Annotated in this window: 20 protein-coding genes and 1 tRNA gene; 14 read left to right on the forward strand and 7 right to left on the reverse strand. The window is 54.3% G+C overall.

Annotation, left to right across the window (positions count from 1 at the left end; translation table 11 throughout):
* Nucleotides 1-308 precede the first annotated feature (308 nt).
* The 5 genes from BMZ14_RS14675 (at nt 309) to BMZ14_RS12150 (ending at nt 5,034) form a co-directional block, all read left to right on the forward strand.
* Entirely contained in the window at nt 309-674 is a 366-nt protein-coding gene (locus tag BMZ14_RS14675; RefSeq protein WP_177186981.1) for a hypothetical protein, read from the forward strand.
* A gap of 58 nt (nt 675-732) precedes the next feature.
* Entirely contained in the window at nt 733-1,218 is a 486-nt protein-coding gene (locus BMZ14_RS12135; protein ID WP_074798187.1) for a hypothetical protein, read from the forward strand.
* An 87-nt stretch (nt 1,219-1,305) separates the two neighbouring features.
* Nucleotides 1,306-1,812, forward strand: coding sequence for a YMGG-like glycine zipper-containing protein (locus BMZ14_RS12140; protein WP_143071989.1), 507 nt, complete (start codon nt 1,306-1,308; stop codon nt 1,810-1,812).
* Between the two features lie 90 nt (nt 1,813-1,902).
* A complete protein-coding gene (locus BMZ14_RS12145) occupies nt 1,903-2,610 on the forward strand; it encodes a protein-L-isoaspartate(D-aspartate) O-methyltransferase (RefSeq protein WP_143071990.1) in 708 nt (235 codons plus the stop codon).
* 12 nt (nt 2,611-2,622) lie between these two features.
* On the forward strand, nt 2,623-5,034 hold the full coding sequence (locus BMZ14_RS12150; protein ID WP_083396781.1) for a spermine/spermidine synthase domain-containing protein: 2,412 nt from the start codon (nt 2,623-2,625) through the stop codon (nt 5,032-5,034).
* A 19-nt stretch (nt 5,035-5,053) separates the two neighbouring features.
* On the opposite strand, the gene mutY is transcribed toward BMZ14_RS12150, so the two are convergent.
* Both mutY and BMZ14_RS12160 read right to left on the reverse strand, forming a co-directional pair.
* Nucleotides 5,054-6,151, reverse strand: a complete 1,098-nt coding sequence (mutY, locus tag BMZ14_RS12155; RefSeq protein ID WP_074797981.1) for an A/G-specific adenine glycosylase — start codon at nt 6,149-6,151, stop codon at nt 5,054-5,056.
* 72 nt (nt 6,152-6,223) lie between these two features.
* A tRNA-Gly gene (locus BMZ14_RS12160) sits at nt 6,224-6,297 on the reverse strand.
* 379 nt (nt 6,298-6,676) lie between these two features.
* Here BMZ14_RS12160 and thiS point away from each other — a divergent pair.
* The 3 genes from thiS to trmB are packed head-to-tail and all read left to right on the forward strand — an operon-like array spanning nt 6,677 to nt 8,483.
* Entirely contained in the window at nt 6,677-6,922 is a 246-nt protein-coding gene (thiS, locus tag BMZ14_RS12165; RefSeq protein ID WP_074797983.1) for a sulfur carrier protein ThiS, read from the forward strand.
* A gap of 17 nt (nt 6,923-6,939) precedes the next feature.
* Complete coding sequence (locus tag BMZ14_RS12170; RefSeq protein ID WP_074798193.1) at nt 6,940-7,755, forward strand: thiazole synthase; 816 nt, start codon at nt 6,940-6,942, stop codon at nt 7,753-7,755.
* Nucleotides 7,756-7,799: 44 nt separating this feature from the next.
* Nucleotides 7,800-8,483 (forward strand): tRNA (guanosine(46)-N7)-methyltransferase TrmB, encoded by a 684-nt coding sequence (gene trmB, locus BMZ14_RS12175; RefSeq protein WP_074797985.1) that lies wholly within the window; start codon nt 7,800-7,802, stop codon nt 8,481-8,483.
* A 20-nt stretch (nt 8,484-8,503) separates the two neighbouring features.
* Here trmB and hemW read toward each other — a convergent pair whose 3' ends face one another.
* The 3 genes from hemW to rph all read right to left on the reverse strand — a co-directional run bounded on the left by hemW (nt 8,504) and on the right by rph (nt 11,146).
* Nucleotides 8,504-9,733 carry a radical SAM family heme chaperone HemW gene (gene hemW, locus BMZ14_RS12180; RefSeq protein WP_074797986.1) on the reverse strand — a complete coding sequence of 410 codons (1,230 nt, stop codon included), beginning with the start codon at nt 9,731-9,733 and terminating at the stop codon, nt 8,504-8,506.
* A gap of 93 nt (nt 9,734-9,826) precedes the next feature.
* On the reverse strand, nt 9,827-10,420 hold the full coding sequence (gene rdgB, locus BMZ14_RS12185) for an RdgB/HAM1 family non-canonical purine NTP pyrophosphatase (RefSeq protein ID WP_074797988.1): 594 nt from the start codon (nt 10,418-10,420) through the stop codon (nt 9,827-9,829).
* A 9-nt stretch (nt 10,421-10,429) separates the two neighbouring features.
* On the reverse strand, nt 10,430-11,146 hold the full coding sequence (gene rph / locus BMZ14_RS12190; protein ID WP_074797992.1) for a ribonuclease PH: 717 nt from the start codon (nt 11,144-11,146) through the stop codon (nt 10,430-10,432).
* Nucleotides 11,147-11,329: 183 nt separating this feature from the next.
* Between rph and BMZ14_RS12195 the strand changes: the two genes are divergently transcribed.
* From BMZ14_RS12195 to BMZ14_RS12220, 6 genes are all read left to right on the forward strand, one after another.
* Nucleotides 11,330-12,184: a YicC/YloC family endoribonuclease gene (locus BMZ14_RS12195; protein WP_074797993.1), complete on the forward strand. Its 855-nt coding sequence runs from the start codon at nt 11,330-11,332 to the stop codon at nt 12,182-12,184.
* 282 nt (nt 12,185-12,466) lie between these two features.
* Nucleotides 12,467-13,081, forward strand: a complete 615-nt coding sequence (locus BMZ14_RS12200) for a hypothetical protein (protein ID WP_074797996.1) — start codon at nt 12,467-12,469, stop codon at nt 13,079-13,081.
* A gap of 77 nt (nt 13,082-13,158) precedes the next feature.
* Nucleotides 13,159-13,590: a thioredoxin TrxC gene (gene trxC / locus BMZ14_RS12205; protein ID WP_074797998.1), complete on the forward strand. Its 432-nt coding sequence runs from the start codon at nt 13,159-13,161 to the stop codon at nt 13,588-13,590.
* A 104-nt stretch (nt 13,591-13,694) separates the two neighbouring features.
* On the forward strand, nt 13,695-14,327 hold the full coding sequence (gene gmk / locus BMZ14_RS12210; protein ID WP_074798000.1) for a guanylate kinase: 633 nt from the start codon (nt 13,695-13,697) through the stop codon (nt 14,325-14,327).
* A 119-nt stretch (nt 14,328-14,446) separates the two neighbouring features.
* Entirely contained in the window at nt 14,447-14,653 is a 207-nt protein-coding gene (gene rpoZ, locus BMZ14_RS12215; RefSeq protein WP_074798002.1) for a DNA-directed RNA polymerase subunit omega, read from the forward strand.
* A 173-nt stretch (nt 14,654-14,826) separates the two neighbouring features.
* Complete coding sequence (locus BMZ14_RS12220) at nt 14,827-16,971, forward strand: RelA/SpoT family protein (protein ID WP_143071997.1); 2,145 nt, start codon at nt 14,827-14,829, stop codon at nt 16,969-16,971.
* 43 nt (nt 16,972-17,014) lie between these two features.
* Here the strand turns inward: BMZ14_RS12220 and metH are convergent, their stop codons facing one another.
* The gene (gene metH / locus BMZ14_RS12225) at nt 17,015-20,749 is read right to left on the reverse strand and encodes a methionine synthase (RefSeq protein ID WP_074798195.1); all 3,735 of its coding nucleotides are present in this window, start codon (nt 20,747-20,749) and stop codon (nt 17,015-17,017) included.
* A gap of 262 nt (nt 20,750-21,011) precedes the next feature.
* Nucleotides 21,012-23,114: an FAD-dependent oxidoreductase gene (locus BMZ14_RS12230; protein ID WP_074798006.1), complete on the reverse strand. Its 2,103-nt coding sequence runs from the start codon at nt 23,112-23,114 to the stop codon at nt 21,012-21,014.
* Nucleotides 23,115-23,131 lie beyond the last annotated feature (17 nt).

Genomic DNA, 23,131 nt, shown 5'->3' on the forward strand with positions numbered 1-23,131 from the left:
CTCGATCTTTACTTATTTCGCTACCCCTGACTATTGGACTGAAGTACAACATTGCAATGCATGAGCAATCAGGGCAGTCCATCCGGATTACCTATTCGCAATAACGCAGATCGGCTCCGCCCGTTTACCCCGAAGCCGCCAATGTGAGCGGACATATAACATTTTTGTGATTTTTTTGTGAAGTTTATGTAACTATACGACAACCGATTGTGTATTGATGCGTTATATCTTTTACGCACACCAAAATTTGTTTTCTGGCCGGCGGTTCTTTATCAACCGTGATCCTTATCGAGGAAATGGAGACTTTCATGACAAAAATAAAACTTGCCTGCATCGCTCTTATCATGCTTGGAATGGTTCCCACGAGTTCAGTCTGGGCAGGAAGGGGTCAGGGCCACGGTCACAATAATCACGGTCACCACCGCAATCACCATGGGGGCAACCATCATAATAACCATGGTCATGGACACCATCATAACCATGGAGGTCATGGAGGATATGGACTGGCTATAGGGATGGGATTATTAGGCTATGGCCTCGGCTACCTGAATAACAGAGCGCCCGCTTATCCACCACAATATGGCTATCCGTCCCCCGGATACGCGCCGGGTTATGGATATGCGCCGGTTGTCGTACATCCAGCACCGCCGGTGTATATCCAGCAGGGATGGTGATAAAGAGCGCAACCCTTTTTTGACTGGCAACATGCACTATATGGGTATGGAGACGAAAATGGGAAAAATGAAATTGATGTGCGTGGCAGTCATGCTGCTCGGGTCGATTCCATCAGCATCGGCAGGCAGGGGCCACGGTCACCATGGGCACCATGGCCACCACCATCATGGGCATAATCACCACCGTCATGGGGGAGGACTTGGACTGGCGCTAGGAATGGGATTATTAGGTTATGGCTTGGGCCACTATGTCAACAGGGCGCCTTATTACCCACCTTCGTATGGCTACGGGAACCGTTACGGCTATCCTCCTGCCGGCTACGCGCCCAATTACGGATATACGCAGCCTTATGGATATGCCCCTGTTGTTGCGGCGCCTCCCGCTCCGGTTGTTTACATCCAGCAGCGGGAGACCGTGCAGGTCCAGCCGCAAGCTCAAGCTGCCAACTATTGGCACTACTGCCGAAACCCCGAGGGGTATTATCCCTACGTGAAAAAATGCCCGGACGGATGGCTGCAAGTCTCACCCCAGCCGAGTCAATAGGTCGTTGCCATGCACAAACTATTGAGGCTATCACCACTGCTGGCAATATCGTTGGTTGCGTGCACAAGCATACCTACGGGACCCAGCATGACTGTTTTGCCTGGTTCCGGCAGAAGTTTCGATCAATTTCGTCACGACGATTACTCCTGCAGGGAGTTCGCCCACGAGCAAACAGGCGGCTCGTCGCCTGACCGGGCCTCGATATCCAGCGGGGCAACGAGTGCCGCCGTAGGTGCGGGCCTGGGCGCAGCGGCGGGCGCAGCTATGGGAGGCGGACGCGGCGCGGCTATAGGAGCGGGCCTGGGCCTGCTGGCAGGCGCGCTCACGGGAACACGGGCTGCGGAGGCTTCCGGATCGACCAGCCAGCAACGTTACGACATGCGCTATGCCCAATGTATGTACGGGAAAGGGCATCGCGTTCCCATAGGCGGCCAGGTAACGGATGGCGCTTATGGAAACGGTGGCAACCCCAACCCATATACCAACGCTCCTTCTCCAGCTTACTCCCCTCCCCCGACTGGAAGCGGGGGCTCCGTGCAACCACCACGGCCTCCGCCGCCGCCCGGTATTCCCCCTCCACCTCCACCGCGATAATTTTCAGGCAGGGTTTTCTTACGGCTGCACGCGATGGCAAGCTGCTATTTTTTCCCAAGCAGCTTGCCGGGAATTTGCTTTAATGAGGTTATGAGGTGCAACCGCTTCGCTTCAGGCGCATTCCTTTATTTCTGTTGTTTTTTACCGTCCCACGCGGCGGATTTCGACGCGTTGCGCAACAAGATGGTAGAGGAGGTACTCGCCACATCCGGTAGTTCTCCTCCTGGTCCTGAAGTCATGGCGGCGATGGGAAAAGTGGAGCGCCATCGCTTCGTCCCTGCCTTGCTTGCTCCAGTTGCCTATCGCAACCACCCTCTTCCCATCGGTCATGGCCAAACCATTTCACAGCCTCTTATCGTAGCGCGGATGACCGATCTGCTGAAAATCAAGGAAAGCGATAAGGTACTTGAGATCGGTACGGGCTCCGGCTATCAGGCCGCTGTCCTCGGGGAAATAGCGAAAGCCGTCTATAGCATCGAGATCATCGAACCGCTGGGAAAACTTGCGGAAGAGCGGCTGAAATCGCTCGGCTACGGCAACGTCAAAACAAAAGTGGGTGACGGCTATTATGGCTGGCCTGAAGCGGCGCCGTTCGATGCCATCATGGTAACAGCTGCCGCCAGCCATGTTCCGCCCCCTCTGCTCAAGCAGCTAAAGCCGGGCGGCCGGATGGTAATTCCACTCGGGGCCAGTTTCATGACTCAATATCTGATGCTGGTCGAGAAACGGCAGGACGGTTTGATAACGACCCGCCAAATTGTGCCGGTGAGTTTCGTTCCGCTTACTGGTGGACATTAGCGGGCCACAGTCATGACCATTCCGCGTCCGCCCTTTATCGCCATCGGGCTGCTTTCCGCCTGTATGCTGGCATATGAAGTGCTGCTGACGCGTCTGCTCAGCATCATGCTCTGGCACCATTTCGCCTACATGATTATCAGCGCAGCAATGCTGGGGTATGGGGCGAGCGGTACGGCTATTGCATTGCTGAAGGACAAAATTGCTCCGCATGTCGGGTTGGCCTATATCTGTGCTGTCGCCGCCATGGCTTTTCTGATGCCTGCCGCATTTCTGCTGGCCCAACAGGTTCCCTTCAATCCGCTCGAACTGCTGTGGGATCAAACCCACCTGTCGAAGTTGCTCGCCATTTACCTGCTGATGATGTTGCCCTTCTTTTGCGCCGGGCTGGGCATCGGTCTCATCTTGTGGCACTTCGGCAAGGAGGCGGGGGCCATCTATGCTTCCGACATTCTGGGTGCGGGCGTGGGAAGCCTGGGCGTTATCGGCATGCTGTTTCTCGCCCCCCCCGATAAGGTGCTGGTGCTCCTTACTGCATTGGCCCTGCTGGCGGCCTCCATTGCCGTCATGGAATTGAGGATGCGGCCGAAATGGCTCGCGGCCGTTTTTTTTGCGCTGGGTTTGATCGTAGCCGTGGCGCTGCCCGCCAATTGGCTGGAGGCGCACCCCTCACCGTACAAGGATCTAAGCCAGGTACTGAACATAGCGGGGTCGCGGGTGATAGCGGAACGGTACAGCCCGCTGGGCCACATCACCGTGGTGGAGAATACCCGTATTCCCTTCCGTCATGCGCCCGGGATGAGCCTCAACGCCCTGGACGAGCCTCCCCCCCAGCTGGCTGTGTTCGTGGATGGAAATGGACCTTCCGTATTGACACGGTTTGATGGCAGGCTTGCACCGCTGGCCTACCTTGACCAGCTTACCTCGGCCCTGCCTTATCATTTGTTGACACAACCCAAGGTGCTGGTGCTGGGCGCGGGAGCAGGCAGCGACGTGCTGCAGGCGCTTTACCACGACGCAATCCCGATTGACGCAGTGGAGCTTGATCGCAGCGTCATCGATCTGGTCCGGCAGCGCTTCCATGCCTTTGCCGGCGATCTTTACAGCCGGCCCCAAGTACACGTGCATGAAGCCGAGGCGAGAGGTTTCGTTGGTGCGAGCCAGGACCAGTATGATCTTGTCCAGGTGGCGCTCATGGATTCGTTTGGCACCGCCTCCGCAGGGCTCTATGGCCTGAGCGAGAGCTATCTCTACACGGTAGAGGCGCTCCAGACCTACCTCAGCCGCCTCACCCCGGACGGAATGCTGGCAGTGACCCGGTGGTTGACCCTGCCGCCGCGCGATGCATTGAAACTGTTTGCCACGGCGGTGCTTGCGTTGGAGCGGAACGGTGTCTCCAACCCCGCTGCTCGGCTAATCATGGTGCGAGGCTGGAAAACGGTCACGCTGCTGGTGAAAAACAGCGATTTTACATTGCAGGAAATCGAGGCAATCAAGGAGTTCGGCCGCGCGCGTTCTTTTGATGTGGCTTATTATCCCGGGATGTCTCCCGAGGAGGCGAACCGCTATAACATGCTGGAGCATCCGTATTTCTTCGAAGGAGCGGTTGCACTGCTGGGTCCGCAGCGGCAGGTCTTCATAGACCGGTACAAATTCCACATCGAGCCTGCGACCGACGACCGGCCCTATTTTTTCCGTTTCTTCAAGTGGGAGGCGGCCCCGGAATTACTCGCCCTGCGCGAGCACGGAGGCATGCCGCTCCTCGATTGGAGCTACCCCCTGCTGGTCGCAACGCTCGTCCAGGCATTTATTGCCAGCGTTCTTCTGATCCTGGCTCCGTTGGCTGCGTCGCGCGCCCGGCAGGCGCTACCCAGCGCGCCAGTAGCCCTGTACTTTCTTGCTATCGGTCTGGCTTTCATGTTCATGGAAATCGCCTTCATTCAGAAATTCATACTGTTTCTCGCACACCCCCTCTATGCGGTGGCGGTAGTGCTGTGCGCATTTCTGATATTCGCCGCGGCAGGAAGCTGGCTTGCGGGACGATTACAAAAAAGGTCGATGGAAAGCAGGCATCTAACCTTTGCGGTAATGGCGATAGCCGCGTTATCGCTACTTTATCTCGTCGTCCTGCCGGGCTTGTTCCAGACGCTAACCCATTTGCCCGACCCGGCAAAAATAGCTATCTCGATAGCACTGATCGCGCCTCTGGCAATATGCATGGGGATGCCTTTTCCGACCGGAACAATGCGGCTGGCATCAACAGCCCGGGAATCCATTCCCTGGGCGTGGGCAATCAACGGCTTTGCCTCGGTAGTGGGTGCGGTACTCGCCAGCTTGATGGCCATTCACCTGGGCTTTGCCGCAGTGATTCTGCTGGCGGTTCTGATCTACGGTTTGGCTGCCGGGGCATTGAGGAGATTTGCTTAGCAGGACTTTGTCATGTGCCTCAGCCGAATGGCTGTGCACCCCCGTATTGTATAAGCAGTTTTCTCACCGGTGAGGGGATAGCCACCTTCAGCGCCTCATCAGGTGTTATCCATCTACTTTCAACCCTTTCCTGCCCTTTTCCCCCAGTAACGCAGGAAGATGAAGCAACTTGCAGTGGCTGCGGGTGAATGCGTAGCCGGAAGTGAGTAAAGGTATGGTCGAACGGCTGCATCTGCGCCAGCGGCTGCACGTTCATTCCAAAGCGCTGAGTACAATAATCTGTTGAAATGGCGCTCACCGGCATTTCAGGCAGGCACCACAGACTGCCCCAAACGCCGCTTGCCGGGCGTTTTTCCAGAAGAATCATGCCTTGCCTCATCAGTAGCAACAGGACGGTCTCCTTTTCCGGCAGAAGCTTTCGAGGCCGGGGAACAGGCAGCTTGCCCGTCCGGTTTTCCCGCAACGCGATGCAATCGGCTTGCAGCGGGCATATCGGACATTTGGGTTTGCCGCGAGTGCAGACGGTTGCGCCAAGATCCATCAATGCCTGAGTATACGCTTCGATCCCCCCGTCGATTTGGTTCTCGCCCGTCCCGGACGGGGGCGGCAGGAGTTCTTCGGCCTTTCGCCATAGCAGCGTTTCGTTCCGTTTCTCTCCGGGATAACCGTCAATTCCAAAACAGCGGGCAAAAACACGTTTGACGTTGCCATCCAGTATCGCGCGCCGCTCCCCATAAGCGAACACGGCGATTGCGGCAGCGGTTGAGCGTCCTATGCCGGGAAGCTGGCGGATTATTTCCTCATTCCCCGGAAAGCGGCCTTGATGGTCTCCAACAATCACGCGCGCTGCCCGGTGCAGATTTCTTCCACGCGAGTAGTAACCCAAACCGCTCCATTGGGCCAACACATCATCAAGCGGTGCCAAGGCAAGGGTTGTGACGTCCGGAAAACGCTGCAGAAATCTCTGGTAGTAGGGAATAACCGTGCCTACCTGCGTCTGCTGCAACATGATTTCGGAAAGCCAGATCGCATAGGGGTCGCGCGTATTCTGCCAAGGCAGATCGTGCCGGCCATGCTGTTTTTGCCAGCTGATCAGCTTTGCGGAAAAAGAGTTCAAATTCGGATCTCCACGACCAGGCTGATAGTCAGCTGCAGTTTCAAGCTGACTATATTTTATAGGCGGGGAAATTGGAGCGGGTGAAGGGAATCGAACCCTCGTCGTAAGCTTGGGAAGCTTCTGCTCTGCCATTGAGCTACACCCGCCGAGTAGACGGATTATACGATGGAAACTGTCTTATAAACGCTGCCCGATGCGAACGCATATAACTGTTGTCAGCGTTCGCGATTTTATTTTTTCAAGTTCTTGCGGTTGCGCTGCGGCCATAATAATAAATGGAGCGGTGTGCAACGTTGTGCAGATGCTCCTACGCTCCGTTTACAATGCATGCTATAAGCTCATGATACGCAGAAACGGTGCTGACCTATGCGCCACCAAAATAAAGACCGGGAATCATGGCGGAAAATGCGCGTACCTCCCTTGTCGACTATGGAATTGCCGCGCCGTATAATCAGCTGTTAAAGCAAGTTCCCGCTAAGTTAAATTACGTATATCCGCACTGTATCCGCAGGAGGCGGTTTTAAAATGATACAACTCATTGTCAATGGTCAGCCACAGTTCATTCCCGTCGTCCATCGAACGGAATCAATTACGCGGAATCCGGATGACGCCACCCTGAACATCGCGCAATTGCTGGAGCATATGGGCTTGCAGGGAAAGCGTATCGCGGTTGAGCGTAATGGCGAAATCGTCCCCCGCAGCAAGTTCGATCAACCGATTCTCACGGATGGCGACCGTCTCGAAATCGTCGTCGCCGTAGGCGGGGGTTAAAGATGGCCGATAAGCTCATGGACAATCTTGTTATCGCCGGCACAGCTTATTCTTCACGGCTTCTGGTCGGTACGGGCAAATACAAGGATTTTGACGAGACCCGCGCGGCGGTTGATGCCAGCGGCGCGGAAATCATCACGGTCGCTATCCGAAGAACCAACCTTGGACAGAACCCCGAAGAGCCAAACCTGCTGGACGTGCTGCCACCGTCGCAATATACCTTGTTACCCAACACAGCGGGGTGCTACACACTGGAGGATGCGGTGCGCACCTTGCGTCTGGCGCGTGAACTGCTGGATGGCCACACCCTGGTGAAGCTGGAAGTCCTGGGCGATCCCAAGACGCTCTACCCTAACATGGTGGAAACCCTCAAGGCTGCGGAAATCCTGATCAGGGAAGGTTTCCAGGTGATGGTTTATACCTCTGATGATCCTATTGCCGCCAGGCAACTGGAAGAAATGGGTTGTGTGGCCGTGATGCCTCTGGCTTCCTTGATCGGTTCGGGCATGGGCATCCTGAATCCGTGGAATTTACAGATCATTATCGAGAACGCGACTGTTCCGGTAATCGTGGATGCAGGTGTCGGCACAGCTTCGGATGCGGCTATCGCCATGGAGCTGGGTTGCGACGGCGTGCTGATGAATACTGCGATTGCCGCGGCGCAAAATCCGGTATTGATGGCTTCCGCCATGAAAAAGGCGGTTGAGGCGGGCCGCGAAGCCTACCTCGCAGGACGCATGCCCAAAAAATTATATAGCGCGAGCCCCAGTTCGCCAGTCGATGGGACTATTGGCGGCAGTCAAAGACCTAGAGACAGGGGCAAGGCCGCGTAATTTCTTCACCCTCCGGCCCCTCTCTCCTTCCCGGTACTTGATAAATGGCAGAGCACCGCCCCATCCGCAGCTTTGTCCTTCGTCAGGGACGAGTTTCGAATGCTCAGCGCCGCGCCCATGAAATGCTCATGCCGGAATACGGCATTCCATTTACCGGAACGTCCTCGGAAAACCTGTTTGATCTTGATCATATCTTTGATAGACACGCGCCCAGATTTCTTGAAATAGGCTTTGGGATGGGCGAAACGACTGCGGCCATCGCAAAGATGCACCCTCAGAATGATTACCTCGCCGTCGAAGTTCACACCCCGGGGGTAGGCAGCCTGCTCAAGCAAATCGAAGAACTCGGATTGACAAACGTACGTGTTATCCAGCATGACGTTGTGGAGGTACTGCAATACGCGCTCCCGCCCGAATGCCTGGACGGGGTGCATATCTTTTTCCCCGACCCCTGGCCTAAAGCGCGCCATCACAAGCGCCGGCTGATGCAAGCGGATTTCATTTCGCTGCTGTGCCGGCACCTGAAGCGCGGCGGCTACATCCACGCCGCGACCGACTGGGAAGATTACGCCTGCCAAATACTGGACGTATTGAGCAGGGAACCGCAGCTAAGCAACACGGCTATCGATTATGCGCCGCGTCCGGAATACCGTCCTTTGACAAAATTCGAGCAGCGCGGTTTAAGGCTGGGACACGGCGTATGGGATTTGATATTCCGGAAAAAATAGAGCGGGCTTCCGAACCACTCCTATGCCTTGCCTTTCTCCGGAAGAAAGATCTGCAACAGATCGTTCAGGAACCGCCTGCCAGTCAGGGTAGGCACGATGCGATGATGATCACGCGTTATCAGTTGCCGCTGCTCCGCCTCGTCAAGCTGGCGCTGGATACTGTTGATGGGCAGGCCGGTACGCTCCACGAACATTTCCGTGGCAAAGCCTTCCGTCAACCGCAGTGCATTCATCATGAATTCAAAGCCCCGGTCTCTGCGCCCGACTTCATGCTGCTCCAGGATAAACAGGCCGGACTCCGGTGTGCCCGGTACGGCTTTTGCAAGATATTCCCTGGGCTGCTTGTAACGCATCTGGCGCACTATCTTGTCGGCAAAGCTTATCTTGCTATGCGCTCCGGCGCCGATTCCAAGATAATCGCCGTATAGCCAGTAATTCACGTTGTGGCGGCACTCTCTTCCCGGCTGCGCGAATGCGGAAGTTTCGTAATTCGCGTAACCCCTCAGCGCAAGAGTTTGCTCAATCGTCGCCTGCATTTCCGCCGCCAGGTCATCGTCTGGTAACGGTGGCGGATAGCGGTGAAACAGCGTGTTGGGTTCCAGCGTCAGGTGATAAGCGGAAATATGCGAAACATCGCAAGCAATTGCGGTTTCAATATCGCTCCGTGCCTCCTCCAGCGTTTGTTCTGGCAGACCATACATCAGATCGAGATTCACATTGTCAAAATTTTTCCGCGCGATCTCTATCGCCCGGCGTGCATCGCTATCGTCATGTATTCGACCCAGCGATTTGAGATGCCTTGGATTGAAGCTCTGGATGCCGATGGATAGGCGATTAATCCCGGCAGCACGGAAATCCGCGAATTTTTGTACCTCGAACGTTCCGGGATTGGCTTCCAGCGTTATCTCGGCAAAAAGCTCCAATGGCAGCAAGGCCCTGACGGCTGCAAGGATGGCATCGATGGATTGCGCGCTGAACAGGCTGGGCGTGCCCCCGCCGAAAAAAACGCTCACCACTTTGCGCCCCCATACCTGGGGCAATGCGGCCTCAAGATCACGAATAAGCGCGGCCACATATTCAGCTTCCCGCATGCCGCCGCTCTGATCACGCACCTCATGTGAGTTGAAGTCGCAATAGGGGCATTTTTTCATGCACCAGGGGATATGAATATAGAGGCTCAGCGGAGGCAGCGACGTCAGCCTCGGCGCTTGGGAGCCCAATATGGATGCAGGAGAAATGATTGTTGTCATGGTTGTTGGAGAGACAACAACAGGCGAACGAAGTTACCGCTTCAATTTACGAGCGGGATCTATCCTTTATTCGGGCGACAGGCGGGAGTTGGGTCAAAACCATTTCTCTCCAAGCTGTTCGAAAAGTTGCGCCAGTGCCTTCCCCCGATGGCTGATACGATTTTTTTGCTCTATCGGGAGTTCCGCCGCGGTTTTTCCGAGACTTGGGATAAAAAAGTAGGGATCGTAGCCAAACCCGCCTTCGCCGCTCGGCTTCAGGCCGATTTCGCCGTACCAGCTTCCCGTGGCGATAATGGGTTCCGGATCGTCTGCAAGGCGCAGGAGTACGATTACGCAGTAATAATGAGCTTTGCGGTCGCTCTGGTTTCTCAATGCCTCGATCAGCTTCAGATTATTTTTCTCGTCCGATCTGGGCTCGCCCGCGTAACGGGCGGATAGGGTGCCGGGCTTCCCCTTCAGGGCATCAACACAAATGCCGGAATCATCCGCGAGAGAAGGCAGGCCCGTACATGCTGCGGCATGACGCGCTTTGGCAAGGGCGTTTTCAACGAATGTGCAATGAGGCTCGTCAGCCTCGGAAACATTGAATGCGGATTGAGGCAGCACCTGGATTTCCAGCGGCTCCAACAGATGACCTATCTCCCGAAGCTTGCCGGAACTGTTGCTGGCAATGACAATTTTTTGCATGTCAGAGTCCTATCCAGCCAGCGCCATTTTCTGAATCCGGATCAATTCCCGTATTCCGCTCTGCGCCAGATCCACCATGGCGCCCAGATCCTCCCGGCTGAACGGAACGCCTTCCGCGGTCCCTTGCATTTCCACCAGGCCGAAATCGCTTGTCATAACAACATTCATATCGGTATCGCAGCGGGAGTCTTCCAGGTAATCGAGATCCAGCACCGGCACACCCTCGTATATGCCCACTGATACCGCGGCCACATACGCAAGTATTGGTGTCGTTTCTATCTGTTGCTGGCGCAGCAGTTTCTCTACCGCATCGTGCAGCGCCACAAAAGCGCCGGTAATGCTGGCGGTTCGGGTGCCGCCGTCGGCCTGTATCACATCGCAATCGATCTGGATGGTGCGCTCGCCCAGTTTTGTCAGGTCCATTACTGAACGCAATGCGCGCCCGATCAACCGCTGAATTTCCATGGTGCGCCCGGATTGCTTGCCCTTGGCTGCTTCACGCTGCATCCGCTCATTGGTGGAGCGCGGCAGCATGCCATATTCCGCCGTAAGCCAACCCTGCCCTTTACCCCGCAGAAACGGGGGGACCTTCTCGTCCAGACTGGCAGTACACAATATCCGCGTATCACCACACTCGATCAACACAGCGCCTTCCGCGTGCTTGGTGTAATGCCGCGTGATTTGAACGGGACGGAGTTGATCAGGAGTACGTTTGCTGGGGCGCATGATGATAGTTCCCTTGAAGGTGGTCGACTAATGTTCCCTGTGCCAATTGTTACCAGGCAACGGATTGGCAAGGGTATGAGTCGCTGCGCCTTTATTCACGACGACGATATGCGATAATTTGCGGCACTCGTATTTTAACGTATTAAGGACCTGTCAGTGGATGAGTTAGCCACGATCTACAGCATGACCGGCTATGCCGTGGTCGCCAAGGAACTGCCGAAAGGGTCATTGAATCTGGAGCTACGCTCTGTCAATAGCCGCTATCTTGATATTCAGTTTCGCCTGCCCGACGAATTTCGCCTCCTAGAAGGGGCAATGCGCGAGTTTCTGGCGGCGCGGCTGAAGCGGGGAAAAATCGAGTGCCGAGTGAATTTTTCCCGCTTTGCAGGTGCGGAAGACCTGCAGCATATCAATGCAGATCTGTTGCAAAAATTGCTCGAATTGGATCGCACCGTCAGAGCAGTGCTACCCGAGGCGCGTGGTCTGGAGGTGGCGGACATTCTCCGCTGGCCCGGGATGCTGGGTACGGATTCCCTGCCTGCCGAGAATCTGTTCGGGCCTTGCATGGATTTGCTGCGCGGTGCCCTGAATGAGTTGGCTGAGGCACGCGCCCGGGAAGGTCATAAACTCAAACTCATACTACTTGAGCGCCTCGAGGCGATGCGGCGATTGGGAGCTGAGGTAAGTCCACGTATCCCCGCCTTGCTCCTGGCATTCCAGGAAAAGCTCAGGGGCCGCCTGGGCGAAGCGATGATAAATTGCGACGACGAGCGCATTCGGCAGGAGCTTACTTTATTTGCCAGCAAGATCGACGTGGATGAAGAGTTGTCCCGTCTGCAGACTCACTTTGACGAAGTAGAAAGAGTGTTGGAGAAAGGTGGGGCAATCGGCAAACGCCTGGATTTTTTGATGCAGGAGCTTAATCGCGAGGCCAATACGATAGGCGCAAAATCGGTGGATGCAGAGGTATCGAAGATTTCGATCGAACTCAAGGTACTGATCGAGCAGATGCGGGAACAGGCGCAGAATATTGAATGAGGTTTTACAGAGACTCAGGCAGCCTCTCACGATCCCCAGTAATTTCAGGAAAGCCACTATTCATACAGCTTTTTTTCATTTCAGGAAGTTGCATTTCATTTCAGGACAGCTCACAATCCGCTTCTACCCAGCCACTGACAAGGCTCTACCGAACAGGCGTACCGATGCAAGCAAAACCACAAGCTGTCTGTTAAGCCATCTCTATCCCGGCTAGGAAAAAGCAGAAACCTTCACGTTTGGGACGGCATCTAATTGAAGGATACACTTTGAAGGCAGTGAGAAATGAACAACTGGGAGCTTTTGGAAATACGTGAGTCATTGCTACGGGACTTGGCCGAATTTATTGAAGACAATTATTACGGAACGCCAGCGCCCCATGAGTATAGAAGACATGAGCTTGATGTTCGGCTTGGCAAAAAGCTAAAGTTTTCTTCGTCTTATCCACAAATGACGATTAGACAGCGTCGGGCGAGTGACTTGCTACTGCAAGTAGGATTGTGCGGAGCTACTGAATATGCACTCGGCACGATTGAGGACGAAGATCAGCTGAAACATGGGAGGGAACGGCTCGTTAAAATGAAGGGCGACTTAGCCGATCTTATGCGTGATTACGATAATTGTCTTTCGGAAGAAGAGCGTAAGCTTTTGCTTAGGCAAGCGAAAAACAATTCAAACCGGGAGGAGAGTCTTAAAGATAGCGAACGCGATAGCTTGCTAAAACTGGTAATCGGTATGGCCGTAGGCGCTTATTGCTACAATCCTGCTGCATTAAAAAATGATGCTGTTTCTGATATAACTAAAGACTTGGAAGAGCTGGGCATTTCAATTAGTGATGACACAGTACGCAAGTATCTAATACAAGCAGCAGCAAAATTCCCGCAAGCGCGTAAAGCCTAGCATCAAAACCTAATCGTCCACCGACGGTTGAGGTGCGTGGGAGTTGCTCTATTAACTGCCACTTGTAGAAAATTCTTATGAGCGATTCCCTACACCTCGTTTGTCCTAAATGCCAGGCGGTCAATCGCGTACCGACCGCCCGGCTCGACCAGCAACCGAATTGTGGCCAATGCCATCAGCCATTATTCACGGGCCATCCGGTGGAGTTGACTGCCGCGACCTTTGCACGACATCTCGAACGCAACGACATTCCGCTACTAGTGGATTTCTGGGCGCCATGGTGCGGGCCATGCAAGACAATGGCTCCAGCCTTTGTACAAGCTGCCTCAATGCTGGAGCCGCGCTTCCGTCTTGCAAAGGTAAACACCGATGCGGAACAAACGCTAGGGGCGAAATATAGTATCCGCAGCATTCCTACCCTGATTCTTTTCAGGGGCGGGCGCGAGCTGGCGCGGCAGGCCGGCGCCATGACAGTGCAGGATATCGCACGTTGGGCTCGCTCCCATTAGTTGGGTTGGTTGGAGGGGTAGAAGCTGTTACACTTCGTAAAGGCATTCTGTAAGGCGAAGCCGGAAGGAGGCTGAATCGGTACCACTGCGCGGCGAATTCAAACATGACAACAACGCCAGGCAATCTATTCATTATCAGCGCGCCCTCAGGCGCCGGGAAGACCAGCCTCGTCAAAGCGTTACTTCAAACGGGTATCGACCTGAAGTTGTCAATTTCATACACGTCGCGGCCAGCGCGTGATGAAGAAGCCGACGGACGCGATTACCATTTCGTAAGCCGTGAAGTTTTTGAGCAGAAACTGAAACAGGACGAATTTCTGGAAAGCGCCCAAGTCTACGGAAATTTCTATGGTACTTCCAAAAAATGGATTAATGAAACCATCGTGTCAGGACGCGACATTCTGCTGGAAATCGACAGCCAGGGCGCTCGCCAGGTGCGGGATGCGTTTCCCGCGACCGTCGGAATTTTTGTTCTTCCACCCTCTCTGGAGGTGCTGGAAAAGCGCTTGAGGAATCGCGCTCAGGATAGCCCCGAAGCGATCGGCCGCCGTCTGGCTTCCGCGCGAGAGGAAATCGGCCATGTGGGCGAATATGACTATGTTATTATCAATGACGATCTGGACAAGGCTTTGCAGGATTTGAAATGCATCGTACACGCCGAAAGCTTGAGAATGACGAAGCAACTTGTCCGTCATCACAGCCTGATAACGCAACTCGGAGAGGTGCCTGTTCCATGAATGGCATAACTTCGAACATACCTCCCCTGGCTTAAAGCTCCCTAAGCGGCTTTTATTGATAGGGTTGCCTTTATTTGGCTGGGCATTCTATACTGCTACTCTGATACAAGGGCAAAACCATGGCACGCATTACAGTTGACGACTGTTTGAAAAAAATTCCCAATCGTTTCGATATGACACTGGTTGCGACCATTCGGGCAAGACAACTCTCAATCGGGGGCAGCCCGATGGTGGAACCCGCGAGGGATAAGCCTACAGTCATTGCCTTGCGCGAGCTTGCCCAGGGAAAGGTGGGGCTGGAAATTCTCACCACCGTGCCCCTCTGATTTTTATAAGCGGCTGACGCTTTTATAGAGAATCTGGTTGAATGCGCATTAATCAATAAACTGTGAAGCGGCACTAGAAGAAGAAATCGGATTATATAAGATCGTCATGGAGGGGGTTGCCGTCGTCTTGAAAAAACTGGTATTGGCACAACGGAGAAATGAAGGAAATCACGATGCAAGCCCGAGGTCTGCCGGATTCCTCTGCTACCTTGCCCGAGGCGGATTTCCTATTCCGGGAGCTGGCCAGCTATCTTAAGCGCGAGGATGTTTCCGAGCTTCAGAACGCCTATCTTTTCAGCCAGAGCGCCCATTCAGGGCAATTCCGCAAGTCTGGCGAACCTTACATCTCCCATCCGCTGGCGGTAGCCAGCATACTCGGCAAATTGCGTCTGGACACCCAGACCCTGGCTGCCGCGCTATTGCACGATGTAATGGAGGATACGCACGTATCCAAAGCCGAGATCAGCGACAGATTTGGCAAGTCGGTCGCGGAACTGGTGGACGGTGTCTCCAAACTGGACAAGATCGAATTCCAGACCCATGCCGATGCGCAGGCGGAAAATTTCCGCAAGATGCTGCTGGCCATGGCGCGGGACGTACGCGTCATACTTATCAAGTTAGCGGACCGGCTGCACAACATGCGTACGCTCGAAGCGATGCGGCCCGAAAAACGGCGCCGCATCGCACGCGAAACAATGGAAATCTATGCCCCTATCGCCAATCGGCTAGGGCTCAACAATATCTACCACGAGCTGCAGGATCTCAGCTTCCGTTATCTGTTTCCGACACGCTACCGTGTTCTGGCCAACGCAACCAAGGCGGCGCGGGGAAATCGCCGGGAAATGGTGTCGAAAATCCTTGATACCATCAAGCAGCGTTTCAAGGCGGCAGGGCTGGATGCGGAGGTGACCGGGCGTGAAAAGCAGCTTTACAGCATATACAAGAAAATGGTGGAAAAGCACCTTACGTTTTCCGAGATTCTCGACATTTACGGCTTCCGCGTGATTGTCAAAGACGTGCCTTCATGCTACATCGCGCTCGGCGCATTGCACAGTCTCTACAACCCTATTCCCGGGAAATTCAAAGACTATATTGCCATTCCCAAGGCGAACGGCTATCAGTCCCTGCACAATACTTTGTGGGGACCTTATGGCACTCCTATAGAGGTGCAGATCCGCACACCTGAAATGCACCGCATCGCGGAAGCGGGGGTTGCCTCGCACTGGCTGTACAAGAGCACCGATGCGGATCTTAACGACCTGCACATGAAAACCCACCAGTGGTTGCAGAGCCTGCTGGAAACCCTTAGCGACTCCACCGATTCGCTGGAATTCCTCGAACATCTCAAAGTTGATCTGTTTCCCGGCGAAGTCTATGTATTTACGCCCCAGGGCAAGATATTGGCCCTGCCGAAGGAATCCACGGCCGTGGATTTTGCGTACGCAGTGCATACGGATATAGGGGACTGCTGCGTAGCTGCAAGAATAAACGGTGAGAACGCGCCCTTGCGCACGGTTCTCAGAAGCGGCGACCGCGTGGAAATTGTTACCGCATCACACGCTAAACCAAATCCCGCCTGGCTTAATTATGTGGTTACCGGAAAGGCGCGGTCACACATCCGCCGTTTTCTCAAGACGATGCAATATGAAGAATCGGCAAGGCTGGGGGAGCGCTTGCTGAACCAGGCTTTAATGTCCCTCAAGGTCGATCCGCAGACGATAACCGAGGTCCAGTGGGAAAAACTGGCACGCGACAGCGGGGCCAAATCAAAAAAAGATTTACTGGCGGACTTGGGCTTAGGCAAGCATTTGCCTGCCGTACTCGCAAGGCGATTGGCAACTCCGGGAGAATCCGACACCGGCCCGAACGGGACTTCGGATGTCATCACCATACTCGGCACAGAAGGAATGGCAGTGCAATTCGCGAAATGTTGCCGCCCGATTCCAGGGGACCCCATCGTTGGCTTCATCAAGAAAGACCAGGGGTTGGTGATTCATATCCATGATTGCCCGGCGGTTTCCAAAAACAGGAGCAACTCCGACAATTGGCTGGATGTAGCCTGGGGTAAGGATATTAACAGGCAGTTCGAGGTCAGCATCAGGCTGATGGTGGTCAACCAGCGCGGCGTTTTAGCGAGAGTGGCGGCGGCAATCGCCGAGGCAGGGTCCAATATCGACAATGTCGGCATGGAAGGAGATGGCGAGTACACAACCATGAATTTCATGCTGCAACTTCGGAACCGCCATCATCTGGCACAGGTGATACGGCGGTTGAGGCGAATCCCTGAAGTAGCGAAAATCAGCCGTATCAAAGGTTGATCCTTCCCGTACCCGTCCAGCTGAAGCATTGCCACCCTCCGGGTTAGCTACGTTCGTATGCAAGAACCGGTGCCAGCCATTTTTCCGTCTCCTCCAGCGTCCAGCCTTTACGCGTCGCATATTCTTCCACTTGATCCTTGCCTATCTTGCCGACAGCGAAATAATCAGCATCCGGGTGGGAGAAATAGAATCCTGATACCGCCGCGGTAGGCACCATGGCATAAGACTCGGTTATGATTATCCCCGCGTTTTCGGGAGCTTTCAGCATTTCGAACAATGCCCCTTTCTCTGTGTGATCGGGACAGGCAGGGTAGCCCGGCGCGGGACGGATACCGCGATACTCTTCGGCGACCATCTGCTCACTGCTCAGGTTTTCATCTTTGACGAAGCCCCAAAATTCGCGCCGCACGCGCCAATGCATATGTTCGGCAAAAGCTTCCGCCAGACGGTCGGCCAGCGCTTTCAGGATAATCGCGCTGTAATCGTCATTTACTTCCTCGTATGCCTTTATTCTTGCATCTATGCCCATCCCCGCGGTTACCGCAAATGCACCGATGGCGTCGCGAATACCGGTTTCCTTGGGAGCGATAAAATCGGCGAGGCACAAGTTGGGCCGGCCAGCTGGTTTGGTAGTCTGCTGCCGCAAGTTGTGAAAAGTCATTGCCACCCTCGTGCGAGCTTTATCCGCATAGATCTCTACGTCATCGCTGTTTACCGTGTTGGCAGGAAAAAGGCCGAATACCGCATTGGCGGTGAGCCATTTCTGCTCGACAATTTTTTTCAGCATGGCCTGGGCGTCCCGGTAGAGACTGCTCGCAGCCTCTCCCACGACTTCATCTTCCAGAATCGCTGGAAAGCGTCCGGACAGCTCCCATGCCTGAAAAAACGGTGTCCAGTCTATGAAAGGAATCAGTTTTTCCAGGGGATAGTTTCTGAGTGACCTCACGCCGATGAATTCCGGCTCAGGCGGGGTGTAATTCTCCCAGTCGGCTTTAAATGCATTTTTTCGGGCATCGGCGATCGATAGCATGGGCGCCGGCCCCCGCTTGTTTTTATGCTGTGCGCGGACTTTCTCGTATTCCGCCTGGACTTGTTTTACGTAATCCGGCTTCAAATCCTCCGATAGCAAATTACTGCACACGCCCACGGCCCGGCTCGCGTCCGGTACCCAAACGGTAATGCCGCTGTAATGCGGCGCAACCTTCACGGCCGTATGCACTCGGGAAGTGGTTGCGCCGCCAATCAGCAGCGGAATGGTAAAGCCTTCGCGCTCCATTTCTTTTGCCACATAAGCCATTTCTTCCAGCGAAGGCGTAATCAGACCCGATAAGCCAATCATGTCTGCCTGTTCCTGCCGCGCCATCTCAAGAATCTTGGCACTGGGCACCATCACGCCCATATTTACTACTTCATAATTATTGCACTGAAGCACCACCGTGACGATGTTCTTGCCGATGTCATGTACATCGCCCTTGACGGTGGCGATGACGATCTTGCCTTTGGGCCGGGAATCGCCCAGCAATTTCTTTTCCGCCTCGATAAAGGGCAGCAGGTGCGCGACCGCCTGTTTCATCACGCGAGCCGACTTGACTACCTGGGGTAAAAACATCTTGCCCGAGCCGAACAGGTCACCCACCACACCCATGCCGTTCATGAGAGGTCCTTCGATCACCTGGATCGGCCGACCGCCCTCTTCGGCTACTTTCAGTCGCGCCTCCTCGGTATCTTCCACGATATAAGTCGTGATACCTCGTACCAAGGCGTGGGTCAGGCGTTGTTGCAACGGCTCGTCGCGCCAGGCGAGATCTTCGGTATTCTCCTTGCTTTTTCCCTTGAAGCTTTCGGCGAATTCCACCAGCCGCTCGGTAGGAGTGGCCTCTCCACCGTCTTTTGGCTGGCGATTGAGCAGCACGTCCTCCACTCGTTCAAGCAGCTCCTTTGGAATATCCGAATAAACACCCAGTTGGCCAGCGTTCACGATACCCATTGTCATGCCAGCCCGAACCGCGTGATAGAGGAAAGCGGTATGGATCGCTTCCCGCACGGGCTCATTGCCGCGGAAGGAGAACGACACATTGGACACTCCGCCGCTCACCTTCGCGTACGGCAGGGTCTGCTTGATGAGGCGAGTGGCCTCAATGAAATCCACGCCGTAATTATTGTGTTCCTCTATGCCGGTAGCGATCGCGAAAACGTTCGGATCAAAAATGATGTCTTCAGGCGGAAAATCCAGCTGGTTAACAAGAATGTTATAGCAGCGCTTGCAAATCTCCACTTTTCGTTCCAGCGTATCGGCCTGGCCGGTTTCATCGAACGCCATCACAATTACTGCCGCACCATAGCGGCGCGCGAGTTTTGCGTGTTCGATAAACTCCGCTTCGCCCTCCTTCAAGCTGATGGAGTTGATAACAGCCTTGCCCTGCACGCACTTCAGGCCCGCTTCAATTACCGACCATTTGCTAGAATCGATCATGATCGGTACACGGCTGATATCGGGTTCGGCGGCAACGAGGTTCAGGAACGTTACCATCGCCTTCTGCGAATCGAGCATCGCCTCATCCATGTTGATGTCGATGATCTGCGCGCCATTCTCCACCTGGCTGCGGGCAACACTCAACGCATCCGCATAATTGTTATTCAGTATCAGGCGGGCAAAAGCTTTCGAGCCGGTGACATTCGTGCGCTCGCCCACATTCACGAACAGCGAGTCGTCGCTTATGGCAAGTGGCTCCAGGCCCGACAACCGCAGTTTCTTTGGAATATCGGGAACGGTCCGCGGCGCAATATCGCTCACCGCATCAGCGATAGCCTTGATATGGGCAGGGGTCGTACCGCAGCAGCCGCCGACGATATTGACAAAACCCGACTGCGCAAAGTCCTTTATCAAACCGGCAGTGTATTCCGGTGATTCATCGTAGCCTGTTTCGGCCAGGGGATTTGGCAGCCCTGCATTGGGGTGCGCGCTGACATACACCCCGGCGACCCTGGAAAGCTCCTCGATATAGGGACGCATCAATTCCGCTCCCAGTGCACAGTTGAGCCCCACCGACAACGGGCGCGCGTTACTGACGGAGTTCCAGAAAGCCTCCGGCGTTTGCCCGGAAAGCGTGCGTCCTGAAGCATCCGTAATCGTTGCCGAAATCATGATCGGCAAGCGTATCCCGTGCGTCTCGAAATATTGATCTACCGCGAACAGCGCGGCCTTGGCATTCAGCGTATCGAAAATCGTTTCCACCAGCAGAATATCAGCACCGCCATCAACCAGGCCCCGGATGGATTCGGAATAATCCACCACCAACTGATCGAAGGTGATGCCACGAAAACCGGGGTCGTTCACGTCCGGGGAAATCGAGGCGGTCTTGGTGGTCGGCCCCAGCACCCCCGCCACGAAACGCGGCTTATCGGGGGTTTTTGCCTCCATTGCCTGCGTCGCTTCTTTTGCCAGCCTCGCCGCGGCAGAATTGAGTTCGTAGACCATGTCCTGCATGTGATAGTCGGACATCGAAGCGGCGTTCGAATTGAAGGTATTAGTCTCGATGATGTCCGCCCCTGCTTCCAGATAGCCGTCATGGATGGACCGGATGACCTGTGGCTGGGTCAGCGTCAGAAGATCGTTATTGCCCCTGAGATCATGCGGAAAATCCGCAAAACGGGTTCCACGATAATCCGCCTCGTTGAGCTTGTGGCTCTGGATCATGGTGCCCATCGCCCCATCAAGCATCAGGATGCGGCGCGCGAGGAGGTCTTCAAGTAATCTGGTTCGGGTGGTTTCGTTCATGGCACCGCTGCGTTTGAGGTGGAGGCTTGATTCTATCACGCCCGCCCAAAACTGACTCTTTGCTCGATTCGGCAAATGACAACCGGCTACTGAGAGCGCAGTGAGACAGGCTCTCATTCATTATTATCCCGCTCCGGCCTTCAATGACGCGTTGGCCTCTTCCAGCTTATCGAACCGGCTAAATTCGAGCTTCATCCCGAAATGCCCCGCCAAATGTCTCGACATGACTGCAAACGAGATCAGGAAAAGAAATCTGTCCTGCTCAGTCCATCGACTTTGCTTGTTTTTCAATGATGCGCAGAACACGTCTTGCAGATCGAAGCGAACCTTCGATAAAGCCCTGATAGTCGGAAAATGCTTCTCCGCAGACGTGGATATTTTTTATTCCCGATGCATCCGGCTGCAGGGAAAACGCCTCAAGGAACTCGATATGCTTCCAGGACATCACGCCTGGCAACCATCCATGAGCCGCCGCGCCAAAGGGTTTCTTGCCCCAGTCCCGCATTCCGCAGGCGAGCAGGCGGTCCTCCGTGAAATCATGGTGTTCGTATTCCCTCGCAAACTGCACAAACCGCTGCCACAACCGGGGATAGCCTGGCTCTTTTAAGATAACTGCTGTTCCTCCGTTAAAATATAGCTCCGCGGATGCATCAGACTCGAAAAATTTTTTTTCCAGTTTCAAAAACCAGGTCCTGGCTATTTCCTGGCTTTCAAGCTGGGGATCTTCCGATGGTTCCTGCTGTGGCTGGTTGTGACTGGTTTCCCTCGCTCGCAGGTAGTCGGACCAGAAGGTGATTGCCGGGCGGTCTGTATAGACCATTATCAGCCCTTTGGTCCCGTCGTTGCTTTTCATATATAACAACTCTCGAGTCGGTATATCGGAGGCATTGCGGTTAAGCGGCCTGTTATCTTCCCACCACGGCCTGTCGATAACGAAGAAGCACTTCAATAACGGAAGACAAGCCACTGCGTTCACTGCTTCCTTGAGCGTTCCTTGCGGTGGATGGCCATTCCAGGACATTTCCTCGAGTGGACGCTTGGGCAAGGCAAGAATAACCCTCCTTGTCTTGATGACTTTTTCCTCATTCTCGATCAGAACATTGATTTCGCCACCACTGGATTCAAGGCCCAGTACTTTCCTGTCTTTTTGAATGCACAACCCCGGAGTGTTTTTTCTTTCGTCATGCAGCCTCTCCAGAAGCTTCCAGATGATCCGGCTCATTCCTCCGCGAATGCCGCGAAGCGTTCCCGTGCTTCGGATAGCTTTAAGCCAGAAAATTATCCACTCCGCAGCATTCAAATTTTCATGCACGAAGTGATAGTAGCTGCCCCAATCCCTGATCTTGATAACGGCATAGTGGCTCAGCACATCACTGAGTATGTTCCAGAAACCCAAATTCCAAAGCGGATGCCCCCTGAAGCGAGCGTGTTCACGGATGTTCTTGAAATCAGATTCAGTGAGATTCTGAATCCACTCCAGCAATTCTCCTTTCCAGTAGTCACGATAAAAAAACGAGCCGTTTTGCAAGTGATTCCACTGTTGATTGGCGGCATCGGTAAGCCATGGCCCTGGTACTCTGGAACCAGGGTTACTTCCACTTGTGGAGGCTCCGCTTTCGCCGGCAGCGGCTTGCCTTTTAAAAACAGCGTGATTTTCGGAAGGCGCTGACTCGTACTTTTCGTTTTTATCGCCAACCTTTAAAACTTTTACGCCAGATTCAAGGCCTTCAACAAGTTCAAAGATGCGCCTGAGGGCCAGTATCATCAAATCAAAGGGAGTTTTTTGCAGGGCCTCCTCTTCGCGCAGCGTAAATCGCGGCTCCATTGGATCTTCCGATGCGTAGGACGAGAATGGCACCAGATCATCCAGACTTTCTTCTTCGCCCGGGACGGGCTCCCTTATTTTCAGTTCTTCCAGCAGTGCCTGTAATAAAGGCTGATTACGGGGCTCAATTCTCATCGGCCCAAATTCCGCGCGAAAGTATTCAATCTTCGATAGCTTCTCGGCAACCTTACCGTCTTTTTCTACCGATTGTTTTTCTATAGGGCCTTTATAGGGAGACTGCTTGTTGCCTTGCGGCTCGAGAGGGTCGGGTTTGCCGCTGGCAAAGTCCCAGTTGCATGGATCCCAGGTATCCTCGAAACCGGTGGCTTCTCCATTCTTCTCGTCAGTCCTCAGCAATGACCAGGTTTCTATCCGGCCACCAAACCGGTTGGAGGCCTCAAGAAGGAGAATGCTGTTTATTTTGAGCAATTCGCGCTGCTTGATCAGTTCGTTGCAACAGTACAAGCCGGCAATTCCGCCGCCTACAATTACCACATCATATATTTCGGATTCCTGCGTATGAGTTTCATTGTTCGGCATATCTTTCTCCTTAAAAT

The organism is Nitrosospira briensis (assembly GCF_900115125.1).
Lineage (GTDB): Bacteria > Pseudomonadota > Gammaproteobacteria > Burkholderiales > Nitrosomonadaceae > Nitrosospira > Nitrosospira briensis_A.

What these genes read in the sequence shown, in the direction of transcription:
- BMZ14_RS14675 (WP_177186981.1), top strand. Translation starts at nt 309, where the DNA reads ATGACAAAAATAAAACTTGCCTGCATCGCTCTTATCATGCTTGGAATG.
- BMZ14_RS12135 (WP_074798187.1), top strand. Translation starts at nt 733, where the DNA reads ATGGGAAAAATGAAATTGATGTGCGTGGCAGTCATGCTGCTCGGGTCG.
- BMZ14_RS12140 (WP_143071989.1), top strand. Translation starts at nt 1,306, where the DNA reads ATGACTGTTTTGCCTGGTTCCGGCAGAAGTTTCGATCAATTTCGTCAC.
- BMZ14_RS12145 (WP_143071990.1), top strand. Translation starts at nt 1,903, where the DNA reads ATGAGGTGCAACCGCTTCGCTTCAGGCGCATTCCTTTATTTCTGTTGT.
- BMZ14_RS12150 (WP_083396781.1), top strand. Translation starts at nt 2,623, where the DNA reads ATGACCATTCCGCGTCCGCCCTTTATCGCCATCGGGCTGCTTTCCGCC.
- thiS (WP_074797983.1), top strand. Translation starts at nt 6,677, where the DNA reads ATGATACAACTCATTGTCAATGGTCAGCCACAGTTCATTCCCGTCGTC.
- BMZ14_RS12170 (WP_074798193.1), top strand. Translation starts at nt 6,940, where the DNA reads ATGGACAATCTTGTTATCGCCGGCACAGCTTATTCTTCACGGCTTCTG.
- trmB (WP_074797985.1), top strand. Translation starts at nt 7,800, where the DNA reads ATGGCAGAGCACCGCCCCATCCGCAGCTTTGTCCTTCGTCAGGGACGA.
- hemW (WP_074797986.1), bottom strand. Translation starts at nt 9,733, where the DNA reads ATGACAACAATCATTTCTCCTGCATCCATATTGGGCTCCCAAGCGCCG.
- rdgB (WP_074797988.1), bottom strand. Translation starts at nt 10,420, where the DNA reads ATGCAAAAAATTGTCATTGCCAGCAACAGTTCCGGCAAGCTTCGGGAG.
- rph (WP_074797992.1), bottom strand. Translation starts at nt 11,146, where the DNA reads ATGCGCCCCAGCAAACGTACTCCTGATCAACTCCGTCCCGTTCAAATC.
- BMZ14_RS12195 (WP_074797993.1), top strand. Translation starts at nt 11,330, where the DNA reads ATGACCGGCTATGCCGTGGTCGCCAAGGAACTGCCGAAAGGGTCATTG.
- BMZ14_RS12200 (WP_074797996.1), top strand. Translation starts at nt 12,467, where the DNA reads ATGAACAACTGGGAGCTTTTGGAAATACGTGAGTCATTGCTACGGGAC.
- trxC (WP_074797998.1), top strand. Translation starts at nt 13,159, where the DNA reads ATGAGCGATTCCCTACACCTCGTTTGTCCTAAATGCCAGGCGGTCAAT.
- gmk (WP_074798000.1), top strand. Translation starts at nt 13,695, where the DNA reads ATGACAACAACGCCAGGCAATCTATTCATTATCAGCGCGCCCTCAGGC.
- rpoZ (WP_074798002.1), top strand. Translation starts at nt 14,447, where the DNA reads ATGGCACGCATTACAGTTGACGACTGTTTGAAAAAAATTCCCAATCGT.
- BMZ14_RS12220 (WP_143071997.1), top strand. Translation starts at nt 14,827, where the DNA reads ATGCAAGCCCGAGGTCTGCCGGATTCCTCTGCTACCTTGCCCGAGGCG.
- metH (WP_074798195.1), bottom strand. Translation starts at nt 20,749, where the DNA reads ATGAACGAAACCACCCGAACCAGATTACTTGAAGACCTCCTCGCGCGC.
- BMZ14_RS12230 (WP_074798006.1), bottom strand. Translation starts at nt 23,114, where the DNA reads ATGCCGAACAATGAAACTCATACGCAGGAATCCGAAATATATGATGTG.